Below are 11,714 nucleotides of genomic sequence, written 5' to 3' on the forward strand. Positions count from 1 at the left end.
TGAAGCAGGCCAAGGGTAGAAGCGAGCTGATGACCGAATCTACACCATGGCATGCTCAATCTCCCGAAAGACGAACAGCCTTTGCGCTCCCTCTGCTATCCGACATCTTCAACAAAAGCCTCCTTCCGCTTGGAGCGCACGGAGGGCGCCAGCACGATGACCAGCAAGAGCACCGCTCCGAGCAAGAGCCCCAGCGAAATGGGTCGCGTGCCCAGCACGGTCCAGTCGCCTCGCGAGAGCAGCAGCGCACGGCGCAGGTTCTCCTCCATCATGGGCCCCAGAATCAGCCCGAGCAACAGCGGCGCCGGCTCGCAACTCAATTTGAGGAAGCCATAGCCGACCACGCCGAAAATCGCGATGAGCCAAATGTCAAAAACATTGTTATTGGTGGAATACACCCCAATGGCACAGAACAGGACGATGGCGGGGAAAAGCCAGCGGTAGGGAATGGTGAGCAGCTTCACCCACAGCCCGATCAAGGGCAGATTCAGAATCACCAGCATCAGGTTGCCCAACCACATCGAAGCAATCAGCCCCCAGAAAAGCTCTGGATTGCTGGTCATCACCTGGGGGCCGGGCTGAATATTGTGAATGGTCATCGCACCGACCATCAGGGCCATCACGGAATTGGGTGGAATGCCCAGGGTGAGCATAGGAATAAAAGATGCTTGAGCACCAGCATTGTTGGCCGCTTCAGGTGCAGCAACCCCCCGGATGTTGCCTTGCCCGAAAGGTACCTCAGCGGGGTCAAGCTTGGTTTTCTTCTCTATGGTGTAGGCAGCAAATGCGGATAGCAATGCGCCTCCACCCGGCAGGATACCCAGTGAGCAACCCAGGGCCGTACCACGCAGCACAGCCGGCACCATGCGTTTTAGATCGGTCTTCGACGGCATAAGTCCCGAGACCTTGGCGGTGAAGACCTCACGCTCCTCGTCTGGCCGCGCGAGGTTGAAGATGATTTCACCGTAGCCAAAAACCCCCATGGCCACCGCGATGAAACTCAGACCGTCTGTGAGTTCGGGAACGTCGAAGGCGTAGCGCGCCACACCCGAATTCACGTCTGTTCCGACAAGGCCCAACAGCAAGCCCAGAAGAATCATGCAGATCGCCTTCAGAAGCGAGCCGGACGCGAGCACCACTGCGCCGATCAGGCCCAGAACCATTAGAGAAAAATACTCGGCCGGGCCGAACTTGAATGCAACCTCAGTCAGCGGCGCGGCAAAGGCAGCGAGCATCATGGTGCCGACACAGCCGGCGAAAAATGAACCCAGGCCTGCGGCAGCTAAGGCTGGCCCACCCCGCCCCTTCTTGGCCATCTGATGTCCGTCGATCACCGTCACCACCGACGAGGCCTCTCCGGGCAGGTTGACCAGTATGGCCGTCGTGGATCCTCCATATTGGGAGCCATAGTAGATGCCCGCCAACATGATGAGCGCTGCCACGGGTGGCAACGCGTAGGTCGCGGGCAACAACATGGCGACCGTGGCTGTGGGTCCGATGCCGGGCAATACGCCTATCAAGGTGCCCAGCAGGCAACCTATGAAGGCGTACAACAGATTTTGCAGACTGACCGCCGTAGCAAAACCAAGCGATAGGTTGTTGATGAGATCTTCCATGGCGCTTAGCTGCTGATGAAAGTTGGCCAGACCTGAAACTGCAAGCCCAGGCCCATGACGAAGGTGAGGTAACTTCCCACAGCGAGTACGGTGGCCAGCACCAGTGCTGTTTTCATGCTGAAGGCTGCCCCCGCCATGCAGGAAACAATGACCAATGCATACACCGCAACGATCAGACCCATGGCGGGAAGGCCCAGGGACGGCAGCCCCACCAACAGCAGGCCGAACAGCAGGTTGGCACCAATGATGAAGCCGAGCGGCTTCCAGGCAATTCTCCCCACGGGATCACCCTCGCCGCCGGGTTGAGATCCGAGCGCAGACAAGGCCACCGCAGAGCCCAAGACCGTAAGAAGTACCCCGACCATCAGCGGAAAGTAGCCCGGACCCATTCTTGCAGCGCTGCCAACGGTGTAGTCGAAAGCGCCAATGGCAAAGGCCGCCCCGACGGCGGCGAACATGAGTCCTGCTATGAAGTCTTTCTTGCGTTTGATCCGCAAATGCATGGGCCAATCTCCTTTTGAAGCTTACATAAAACTTACGGAATTAGGTCATGTTATGAGTAATTAATACGTCACAGTATGAGTAATTACCCTCGCACTGTGCTGCTCCGGATTACCTAGCCCTGTTACAGTAGGTTGGTCGCATTCATTGGCTTTTGGCCGGTTGCCATGCCTTCCCCTGCAAAGCCCATAGACAAGCCTCGACTCGAAGCGCTGTCAGATTTCAGATTCAGACTTCGGCGCTTTCTGCGCTTTAGCGAAGACGCGGCGCGCGCGCACGGCATTACGGTTCTGCAATACCAGGCTCTGCTGCACACACAGGGTTTTTCGGGACGCGAATGGGCGTCGATCAGCGAAATTGCAGAACGTTTGCAGGCGCAACCACATGGCGTGGTCGCGCTGATTTCACGTTGCGAGGAAGCAGGTCTGGTGGAGCGCCGAACCAGTGCAGTCGACCGCCGTCAGGTGGAAGTCCACTTGCTGCCAGAAGGGCGCAAGATACTGCAGGCCCTGGCCACGGAATTGGCCGACCACGTCGCTGAAATTGCAGATGTGGTGTCTTTCGCTCGTGAAAGATAGTTGGTAGTCGGAACGCATGGCCTGAGCATTGCCAGGCCCTTCATGTCCTCCGCAGTCCCCTGCGCCCGAGCAGATTCATGGCACAGCTGGAGTCATCACAGGATCACTGTTCGATCTTGAGGCCTTCGTCCTTCACCACCTTTTGAAGCAATTCTGCATCCCGCTTGAGAGATTTGGCGAATGTCGCCGGGTCTTCGTAATTGGGATAGAGGGCGGACAGTTGGAGTTGCTTTTTCACCTCTGGCGCATCGAGCACCTGCCGCACAGCCTCAGCCATGCGCTGGACAATAGGCTGAGGCGTTCCCTTGGGCGCGAAGATGGCAAACCAGCTGAACGAACTGCCATCCCCAAAACCCTGCTCCTTGAGAGTGGGGACATCGGGCAGCTCTGGATTGCGGATGCCGCTGTTGGTGGCCAGGCCCTTGAGTTCACCAGCTTTGACACGCGCAGCAGTGGCCGGGTCATACATGAGGTCGATACGACCGCCCATGAGATCTATGGTGGACTCAGCAGCACCTTTATAAGGGACGTGCACGAGCTGAACACCAGTCTCTTTGTGCAACAGTACCCCTGTCAAGTGCACGATGGAGCCTACCCCGTTGGTGGCGAAGGTCAGCTTGCCGGGGTTGGCCTTGGCGTAGGCAATCATGCCTTTGTAGTCGGAAAACGGTGCGTCTTTGCGCGCAGTCACCAGTCCGTAGGACGAAGCCAGTTTGGCCACCGGTTCGAAATTCTGGTGGGTGTACTTGACGGTCTTCAGCAGGTAGGGAGCCAGAGCCACGGCGGCCGTGGGTGCCACCAGGAATGAGTAACCATCCGGCGCCTGACGAGACGCATAGTCTGTACCCATCGTGGCAGCGGCACCCGGCTTGTTCTCGACCACAACTGGTTGACCCAGCACGCGCGAGACGCCATCGGCTATGAAGCGGGTAATGGCATCCGAAGAGCCGCCTGGCGGATAAGGCGTGATGAAATGAACGGGCTTGTTGGGCCATGCGCTCTGGCTTTGTGCCAATGCAGGAACTGCAACGCTAGCGAGCGTAGCCAACACGGCCACGTGAACAAATCGACGGGTGTAGTTCATGAACTTTCTCGTGTGATTGCAGTGGTCTGCAGTTTAAAATTTTCCGATACGTGAGTCTATCGTTCCATAAAATGGAAAAAGAGAGTATGCATAGACGGAAAACGCATAAGCACTCTCACGTACCGTGAGTACTTGGCCCAGAGAAACGGATAAATCGGCTCTGCGTGGTGTGCGGGCGTGCATGCCAACAGCTCACGCGGATCCGGGTCAGCCAATGCTATGGCTTGGGCGGGCGGTGCAGGCCGCAGATCTTGTGACCATCCGGATCACGAAAGTAGCAGAGGTAGAGACCATTGGGGCCTCCGCGCCAACCGGGTGGGTCCTCCACCGCCACAGCGCCGTTCGCGAGCGCGGCAGCATAGAAGCGGTCGGCCTGCTCGGGAGAGTCCATGTTGAACCCGATGGTCGCGCCATTGGCACAGGTCGATGGTTCACCATCGATGGGTTTGCTCACGCTGAAGGTGCCGGTACTGGAGCGCCAGAACACGCGATGACGATCCAGAAATCCGGGCTTTACGCCCAGCGCGCCGAGCACGTTGTCGTAGAACTGTTTGGATTTTTCGAGATCGTTGGTCCCGATCATGATGTGGCTGAACACTGTTGTCTCCTGTCGTTATTGAAATGCAAGGTCAAGGGCAAGCTGTACGGCAAATCTGGAAGATGACTCGAAAGGCACCTTGGATAACGCCCTTGGAAGGCGAGAGCATGCTAGCTGAATTGGCCATCTTGTCCAGACGTGTTTGCGACAGGAAGCCTCGGACCTTCTGAGCGGTTCAAAGCATTTGCCTGAGCTCGAGCGCTGCCTGTCGCAGCCTCTCCAATGCCTGCTCCAGTTGCGGCGCTTCCCGAATCCTTCCTTGAGGCACGATGACGTTCAGCGCAGCCACCACGCAGCCCTGAGGATTTCTGAGCGGGACGGCGACGGCATGTACGCCCAACTCGTGCTCCTGGCTCGCCACACAATAGTCCTGACTGGCTGTTTCGGCCAGCAGTGCTTTGAAGGCTCGGATGTCAGTCGTCGTGTGGGGAGTCAGCCGCGGCAGTGTTCGAGCTTTCAGCCAGGTGCTCAGTTGCAGCTTCGGTAATGCTGCCAGCAAGACCCTGCCTGTGGAGGTGGCATGCGCGGGAAGCCTGGCTCCCAGATGCATGCCGTAGGCCATGAGCCGGGTGGCAGGGACGGCGCCCGAACTACGCGCAATGATGACAACTTCATCACCATCCAATACCACTGCAGAGTAGACATCCTGTGTTTCGGATGCGAGACGGTTCAACGTGGGCTGGATGACGCGCGGCAACCGGGCGGAAGCAAGGTAGGCACCAGACAGGCGCAGCACCCGAGGGCTCAGCCAGAAGTGGCTGCCATCCGTCTCCAGGTAACCCAGATGAGTGAGCGTGAGCAGGTGGCGCCGTGCAGCAGCGCGCGTCAATCCTGCACGCTCTGAGGTTTGCGTGGCGTTGAGGCGCTGGCGCTCCGTGTCGAAGCTCTCGAGCACGGCCAGGCCCTTGACCAAGCCATCAATGGTGTCTGCGCGTGCGATGTTCATGGCGGCCAGTTCGTGAGTAGTTCTGCGCGATGATCGCACATTTGACCCAGTCATCGCGCAATGGATGCAATTGGCTCTGGCGGATAAGAAAGGGCGGTCCTAAGCTCGTGGAAATTTGATGGTTGGTCAACCGCTACGTGCCCTCTCCAGTCGGCCGGCCCCGCCCCGCCCCACACCCTCGCCCAGAGAGAGAGGGGGAAAAGGAGGCCAATGCGTAAGCGGATGCCAATACGACGCAACGCAACGTGGCGCGCGTCAACGTCAACCAACAAAAAGGCCGGGATCGCCGTCCGCTGTTAAGAAAAGGAATGCTTCATGCGCACTCAAGTCGCTATCGTGGGCGCCGGACCTTCGGGCCTGTTGCTCGGGCAGTTGCTCCACAAGGCAGGCATTGATGCCGTCATCGTGGAACGTGTCTCGGGTGAATACGTGCTGGGGCGAATCCGCGCGGGTATTTTGGAGCAGGTCAGCATCGACCTGATGGACGAGGCCGGCGTAGGAGCGCGCATGCATAAAGAGGGGCTTGTGCACGGCGGTTTTGAGATGCTGTTTGCTGGCGAGCGCCACCGGGTGGACTTGGACAAGCTTACTGGCGGCAAGCACGTGATGGTGTACGGGCAGACTGAACTGACCAGAGACTTGATGGAAGCGCGCGCCGCCGCTGGGCTGCCTACTGTGTATGAAGCCAAGAATGTGCGCGTGCATGACTACGACGGTACTCAGCCCTACGTCACTTATGAGAAAGACGGCAAGAGCGAACGCATTGATTGCGATTTCATTGCGGGTTGCGACGGCTTTCACGGCGTGTGCCGCGCCAGCGTGCCGCGCAGCGCCATCAAGGAGTATGAAAAGGTCTACCCCTTTGGCTGGTTGGGAATGCTTTCTGATACCCCTCCGGTCAACCACGAGCTCATCTACGTGAACAGCCCGCGCGGCTTTGCGCTGTGTAGCCAGCGCAGCGCCACACGGAGCCGCTACTACCTGCAGGTACCTTTGACCGACAAGGTAGAAGAGTGGACGGACGACGCCTTCTGGCAGGAGTTGAAACACCGCCTGGATGACAAAGGCCGGCGCGACCTGGTGACCGGACCTTCTCTTGAAAAAAGTATCGCGCCGCTTCGCAGCTTCGTGACCGAGCCCTTAAGATTTGGTCGCATGTTTCTGGCCGGCGATGCGGGACATATCGTGCCTCCGACGGGAGCCAAGGGGCTGAACCTGGCCGCCACCGACGTGAAGTTCCTGCACGACGCCATCGTCGAGTTCTACAAGGAGAACAGCGAAGCGGGCATTGATGACTACTCGCGCAAGTGCCTGGCACGCATTTGGCGCGCAGAGCGCTTTTCGTGGTGGTTTACGCAACTCATGCACCGCTTTCCTCACGATGAAGCGATCACCTCCAAGTTCCAGAATGCGGAATTGGACTACTTGATGAACTCGGAAAGTGGCATGAAGACCATCGCAGAGAACTACGTGGGCCTGCCGCTGGATTTTGGCACCGCAAGTGGCTGAATTCCTGAGTGGTGTTTCAACATGGTGGCCCCTGCGCCTGGTGGTCCAGCGCTCTTTGAAGAGAGGAAATAGCCAATAGTGTGACTTCGAGCGGATAGGCGACCGCAGCGCTTCTCGGTTGGTGCTTGGGCGTGAGGCTCTGCGATACAGTGGCGGTCGTCATTTCCCTGTTTTTCAACTCGACAGTCATCGCCATGACTTTTTATCTCCAAACGGCGCGCAGCTACCTGCTGAGCCATCAATTCAATACCTGCGAAACCTGGCTGCTCGGGCTGCACAACGAGTACCTGAGAGACCCGGACAGCGAGGCTGAAACAGCTGCCATGGCAGCGGGCGCCAGCGCGTTGCGCTCGATGGACGAAGCCACAGAGCAATGGCTGCGAAAGTCTCCTGGCAGCTATGCGGCGCTGATGATGCGGGGCCAATACCTGTGGGCGCGTGGAAGGCTGGCACGTGGTACGTCGTCGGCCAATCAGGTCTCGCAGGCCCAATGGGCTTTAATTCATGAGTCTTTCGGTGAAGCTTGCCTGTTGTTTCACCGCGCCGCGCTAACTGTAAAAAACCCCGGGCTCGCCCTTTCCATGATCGGCCGCATGGTGTGGATAGCAGGTGAATCAGTCGCCAAGGGGCTGCACTTTCCCAACGGACAGGACTGGTTTGGCTACGGTTTATCGGTAGACCCGGCCTCCTATGCGCTTCATGCCGCACGGCTACAGAGCTTGCGTCCTGAATGGGGCGGCTCAATTGAAGCCATGGAAAAGTATGTCGCTGCACCGGAGCGGGCTTCACTGACGCCCTACGGCCAACAACGGATAGCGCGTCTAACGAAATCTGTGCTTGGCTTTTATCGCGCCATGTTTCGGGGCGAACGCGAAGCTGGCCGGCGATTGATTGATGAAGCGATTGCGGCCGTACCCCAAGATCCACTCGCTTATTACTGGCGTGTCCTGGTCGATCGCTGCGACGGTCGTCATCAGGACGCCATCCAATACAGCGAGAAGGCGCTGGCGCTGGACCCGGAATATACGGATATTCTCTGGGAAGGCACTCAGGCGCGCTGGGCACAGGACAAAAACGACCCTCTCATCCTGCCTCAGTTGAAGCGCTTGGTAGCGCTGGGGCACGAAGATGCTTTTCTTTCTCTGGGCGACTATCTCAACACAGTGCTGGACGAAGCCGGCCCCGCTTATGACGCATGGAAAAAAGGCGCAGACGAAGGTCTCGCACTCTGCGCCTTGCGGCTGGCCGAGGTCGCCTACGGCCAGGGACGCGGCGTCAAGCAGGACGGTGATCAAACCTTGTTCTGGTTTTTACGTTCGTATCAGCTTGGCTGGCATGGCGCCGTGGCCAACGCCTACTGGTGGGTCGTGCAGGGGCGTGCCCCGGGCTACAGTCTTTTGAAGCTAGCCCCCACCCTGATCGAAGCAGCGAATGTTCATGACGAGCCGTTCTCACATGGTCGCCTGGCAGACGCCATAGAGGACCAAGGCCTCAGGTACAACGAATCCGGCAAGGTGTGGATCACCCAAGTGCCGCTGGCGGACGACCCGCAAGGCATTCAGCTTTACCTGGATCACCTGACGACCGCCGCAGAGAACTCACACGCCTATTCCCAAGTCAAGCTAGCGCAACTTTATCGCCAGGGAAAGATGGTGGGCAAGTCCTTCGAAGAGGCAGAAGGCTGGCTGCAGCAGGCCATTGAAGATGGCGAGGGCCCCGTAGCCGCTAACGCCAAGCGGCTTCTGGCAGAAATGATACAGGCAGGAGAAACCAAAGATAGCGGCAGCGAAGAACAAGTCCAGGCCTTCCAGCTTTTGGAGGAAGCTCTGGAGGAAGCCGGCGACGAAGACGTTGCGGGCCGGTGGGCTTTGGTCGGACTGGCGCGCGCGTATGACCGTGGCCTTGGTGTCAAGAAAGACCGCGACACGGCTCTTAAGCTGGCGGCGCGTGCCGAAAAACTGGGCGTAAGTCTGCCAGACGAACTGAAGCACCTGTCATTCAAAAGCAATCACAGCGAATCGATAGGACGCTCGCTGTTGATGCATGTGATCTTCGGCCCGATTGCATTGTTATGGGCTTTTCTGGTGGGCCTTTTCGGCAAGCGCTTTTTGGGCAAAGTGATCAAATGGGTGCTTCTAGCCGCATTGCTGCTGTTTCTTCTCTTCTTTTCCATAGGCGCCTACCAAGCATGGAAGAATCCCAAAGCGCGCTCCACGCCGGCGTCGACCACGCCCCCCGTGACCTCGGAGGCCACCGATGAAAAACCATCGCTCCTTGATCGGGTGAAAAAAAACGCGGAGAAACGCAAGGCACAGGAAGCTGGTAATCCGTAGGCAAAGCTGAACCTAATTGAGAGGAAAAACCATGGTCACCCCATCATCCATCAAACCTTTGCGAGGCGTTCGGGTTGTGAGCCTCGCACTCAACCTGCCCGGGCCGGCCGCCTTGATGCGCTTGCAAGCCTGGGGCGCACGTTGTATCAAGATTGAGCCACCTGCACGCGGCGGCATGCCGGCCGATCCCATGGGCCAATATGCGCCCAACGCATATGAGGCCATGCACAAGGGTGTACGTGTTCTGCAGGCCGATCTAAAGAGCGACAAGGGGCAAGCTGCGCTGCACCGCGAACTGGCTCGCGCCGATGTGCTCATCACATCGTTTCGGCCCTCCGCGCTCGTCAAGCTTGGGCTTGGATGGAAAGCGCTGCATGCTCGCCACCCCCAACTGTCGTTGGTGACCATTGTGGGCGCGCCTGGCGATCGAGCTGAGGAGCCAGGGCACGATCTCACCTATCTGGCGGAAGCCGGTTTGGTGCCGGCGCTTGACTTACCCGCCACCTTGTTCGCAGACATGTCCGGCGCGCTGATGGGCAGTGAAGCGGTGTTGGCAGCCGTGCTCGCGGCTCGTTCGACCGCAAAGGGGGTCAGGCAGGAGATCGCACTTTCCGACGCCGCTGGCTGGCTGGCTCTGCCACGTGGCTGGGGGCTGACAAAACCCAAGGGAGCGGTCGGCGGCGCTCATGCAGGCTACAGCGTGTATGCCTGCAAGGACGGGCGGGTAGCAGTCGCCGCACTGGAGCCGCACTTTGCAGCTGCGCTCTGCCGCGTGGCGGGCCTTGCTTCTGCAGATATCAAGACGCTTCTAATGCCTTCCTCACGCAAAGCCATTGCGGATTGGGCAGCGGACAAGACCCGCAAGCAGTTGGACGCTCTGGCGCGCGAGAACGACATACCGCTTCACACCTTACCGAGGGCGTGAAGCGGAAGCAGGCGCCTGCACCTCAGCGTCGCCCCAGTGCAGGCTAAGATGCTGCCATGCTGCCTGGCCACTCGGGCAGCAGCAATCTTTGGAGTTCTGCCGAATGGGTCTGCATCCTCACCAAAAAGAAGAGTTGGCCGATCTGGCCGTGGTCGCGATGCACGAGCGCGGACTGAAGCCGGAATTTTCAAGTGCGGCATTGGAACAACTCAAAGCCATTACGACATCCGACACGAATGAAAGCGCCGGCCTGGCCGACTTGACCAGCCTACTCTGGTGTTCCATAGACAACGACGATTCTCGCGATCTGGACCAGCTTTCAGTGAGCGAAGTGCTCCCCGATGGCAACGTGAAAATCCTCGTTGCCATAGCGGACGTCGACATCCTTGTGCCCAAGAACACGCCAATCGATCAGCACGCCCAAGCGAACACCACGTCGGTATACACCTCTGCACGCATCTTTCCGATGCTGCCCGAGAAGCTTTCCACCGACCTGACATCGCTCAATCCTCACGAAGTTCGGGCGGCCACCGTGACCGAAATGGTGTTCAAGCCGGACGGCACGCAGAACTCATCCAACATCGTGCGCGCGCGAGTCCATAACAAAGCCAAACTGGCTTACGACTCGGTTGCCGCCTGGCTTGATGGCGAAGGGCCGCTTCCAGAAGCTGCGGCCAGCGTGCCGGGCATGGACCAACAGCTGCGCACTCAGCACTCGCTGGCGCAGCAGCTTCGCGCCGTCAGGCGAGAAAAAGGCTCTCTGGAATTTCAGACTTTCCAGCCCAAGGCGGTTTTCGACGGCGACAAAGTGGTAGAGATCCGCCAACAGGTACAGAACCACGCTCGCCAGTTGATAGAAGAGTTCATGGTCTCTACCAACGGCGTTGCTGCCCGCTATCTGGCGGTTAAGCACCGCTCCTCCATCCGGCGGGTCGTACGCTCTCCTGAACGCTGGGCTCGCATAGCCGAGATCGCCGCAGAATACGGTGAGACTCTTCCGGTGGAACCTGATTCACTGGCGCTGGAGAGTTTTCTGGCCAAGCAACGTCGACGAGACCCGGAGCGATTTCCAGACCTATCGCTGACCATCGTCAAGCTGATGGGGCGTGGCGAATATGTGGTCGAGAGACCGGGTGGGCCCAAGGTCGGCCATTTTGGGCTGGCGGTACGAGACTACTCCCATTCGACTGCACCCAACCGCCGCTTCCCAGACCTGATTACCCAGCGCCTGATCAAGGCGGCCCTGTCGGAAGCTCCCTCCCCCTACTCCGATAGCGAACTGGAGTTCCTGGCGGTGCACTGCACAAGGCAGGAAGATGCTGCCAACAAGGTCGAACGGCAGTTGCGCAAGTCCGAAGCAGCCATGCTGCTGGAGTCCCGCATTGGCGAAATCTTCAGTGGCGTAGTCACCGGCGCCTCCAAGGGCAATACGTGGGTGCGGATTTTTACGCCCCCCGCAGAAGGCAAGCTTGTAGTCGCTCGTGGCCAGGCCGTCAAGGTAGGCGACAAGGTGCGCGCAAAACTACTGTCGACTAACGTCGAGCGCGGGTTCATTGACTTTGAGATGATGGGCTAGGGCGTTTTGACACGCCCTGGTCAGCCTCCTACAGTGTGCGCTCGCCAG

Annotated in this window: 11 protein-coding genes; 5 read left to right on the top strand and 6 right to left on the bottom strand. The window is 58.8% G+C overall.

The window, feature by feature from the left end; genetic code table 11:
- Positions 1-95: 95 nt before the first annotated feature.
- The gene (locus ABIE13_RS26825) at positions 96-1,616 is read right to left on the bottom strand and encodes a tripartite tricarboxylate transporter permease (protein ID WP_354449258.1); all 1,521 of its coding nucleotides are present in this window, start codon (positions 1,614-1,616) and stop codon (positions 96-98) included.
- Between the two features lie 5 nt (positions 1,617-1,621).
- Positions 1,622-2,113, bottom strand: coding sequence for a tripartite tricarboxylate transporter TctB family protein (locus tag ABIE13_RS26830; RefSeq protein ID WP_354449325.1), 492 nt, complete (start codon positions 2,111-2,113; stop codon positions 1,622-1,624).
- A gap of 171 nt (positions 2,114-2,284) precedes the next feature.
- On the opposite strand from ABIE13_RS26830, the gene ABIE13_RS26835 reads away from it, so the two are divergent.
- Positions 2,285-2,695: a MarR family winged helix-turn-helix transcriptional regulator gene (locus ABIE13_RS26835; RefSeq protein WP_354449260.1), complete on the top strand. Its 411-nt coding sequence runs from the start codon at positions 2,285-2,287 to the stop codon at positions 2,693-2,695.
- 103 nt (positions 2,696-2,798) lie between these two features.
- Here ABIE13_RS26835 and ABIE13_RS26840 read toward each other — a convergent pair whose 3' ends face one another.
- From ABIE13_RS26840 to ABIE13_RS26850, 3 genes are all read right to left on the bottom strand, one after another.
- Positions 2,799-3,779: a Bug family tripartite tricarboxylate transporter substrate binding protein gene (locus ABIE13_RS26840; RefSeq protein WP_354449262.1), complete on the bottom strand. Its 981-nt coding sequence runs from the start codon at positions 3,777-3,779 to the stop codon at positions 2,799-2,801.
- Positions 3,780-3,996: 217 nt separating this feature from the next.
- Positions 3,997-4,377, bottom strand: a complete 381-nt coding sequence (locus ABIE13_RS26845) for a VOC family protein (protein WP_354449264.1) — start codon at positions 4,375-4,377, stop codon at positions 3,997-3,999.
- A 175-nt stretch (positions 4,378-4,552) separates the two neighbouring features.
- Positions 4,553-5,323, bottom strand: coding sequence for an IclR family transcriptional regulator domain-containing protein (locus ABIE13_RS26850; RefSeq protein WP_354449266.1), 771 nt, complete (start codon positions 5,321-5,323; stop codon positions 4,553-4,555).
- Positions 5,324-5,638: 315 nt separating this feature from the next.
- Here ABIE13_RS26850 and pobA point away from each other — a divergent pair, with 315 nt between their 5' ends.
- Positions 5,639-6,832 (top strand): 4-hydroxybenzoate 3-monooxygenase, encoded by a 1,194-nt coding sequence (gene pobA / locus ABIE13_RS26855; RefSeq protein ID WP_354449268.1) that lies wholly within the window; start codon positions 5,639-5,641, stop codon positions 6,830-6,832.
- Positions 6,833-6,848: 16 nt separating this feature from the next.
- Here pobA and ABIE13_RS26860 read toward each other — a convergent pair whose 3' ends face one another.
- Complete coding sequence (locus ABIE13_RS26860) at positions 6,849-7,028, bottom strand: hypothetical protein (RefSeq protein WP_354449270.1); 180 nt, start codon at positions 7,026-7,028, stop codon at positions 6,849-6,851.
- Here ABIE13_RS26860 and ABIE13_RS26865 point away from each other — a divergent pair.
- The 3 genes from ABIE13_RS26865 to ABIE13_RS26875 all read left to right on the top strand — a co-directional run bounded on the left by ABIE13_RS26865 (position 7,027) and on the right by ABIE13_RS26875 (position 11,666).
- Positions 7,027-9,165, top strand: a complete 2,139-nt coding sequence (locus ABIE13_RS26865; RefSeq protein ID WP_354449272.1) for a hypothetical protein — start codon at positions 7,027-7,029, stop codon at positions 9,163-9,165. The genes ABIE13_RS26860 and ABIE13_RS26865 overlap by 2 nt on opposite strands.
- A gap of 31 nt (positions 9,166-9,196) precedes the next feature.
- Entirely contained in the window at positions 9,197-10,090 is an 894-nt protein-coding gene (locus ABIE13_RS26870; RefSeq protein ID WP_354449274.1) for a CoA transferase, read from the top strand.
- A gap of 103 nt (positions 10,091-10,193) precedes the next feature.
- On the top strand, positions 10,194-11,666 hold the full coding sequence (locus ABIE13_RS26875; protein WP_354449276.1) for an RNB domain-containing ribonuclease: 1,473 nt from the start codon (positions 10,194-10,196) through the stop codon (positions 11,664-11,666).
- The last annotated feature ends 48 nt before the right edge of the window (positions 11,667-11,714 follow it).

Source organism: Ottowia thiooxydans (genome assembly GCF_040548795.1).
Taxonomy (GTDB): domain Bacteria; phylum Pseudomonadota; class Gammaproteobacteria; order Burkholderiales; family Burkholderiaceae_C; genus Ottowia; species Ottowia thiooxydans_A.

Bases quoted from the DNA above. Each gene is read 5' to 3' on its own strand.
- ABIE13_RS26850 (WP_354449266.1), bottom strand. From the start codon at position 5,323: ATGAACATCGCACGCGCAGACACCATTGATGGCTTGGTCAAGGGCCTG.
- ABIE13_RS26875 (WP_354449276.1), top strand. From the start codon at position 10,194: ATGGGTCTGCATCCTCACCAAAAAGAAGAGTTGGCCGATCTGGCCGTG.
- ABIE13_RS26865 (WP_354449272.1), top strand. From the start codon at position 7,027: ATGACTTTTTATCTCCAAACGGCGCGCAGCTACCTGCTGAGCCATCAA.
- pobA (WP_354449268.1), top strand. From the start codon at position 5,639: ATGCGCACTCAAGTCGCTATCGTGGGCGCCGGACCTTCGGGCCTGTTG.
- ABIE13_RS26870 (WP_354449274.1), top strand. From the start codon at position 9,197: ATGGTCACCCCATCATCCATCAAACCTTTGCGAGGCGTTCGGGTTGTG.
- ABIE13_RS26835 (WP_354449260.1), top strand. From the start codon at position 2,285: ATGCCTTCCCCTGCAAAGCCCATAGACAAGCCTCGACTCGAAGCGCTG.
- ABIE13_RS26840 (WP_354449262.1), bottom strand. From the start codon at position 3,779: ATGAACTACACCCGTCGATTTGTTCACGTGGCCGTGTTGGCTACGCTC.
- ABIE13_RS26860 (WP_354449270.1), bottom strand. From the start codon at position 7,028: ATGGCGATGACTGTCGAGTTGAAAAACAGGGAAATGACGACCGCCACT.
- ABIE13_RS26825 (WP_354449258.1), bottom strand. From the start codon at position 1,616: ATGGAAGATCTCATCAACAACCTATCGCTTGGTTTTGCTACGGCGGTC.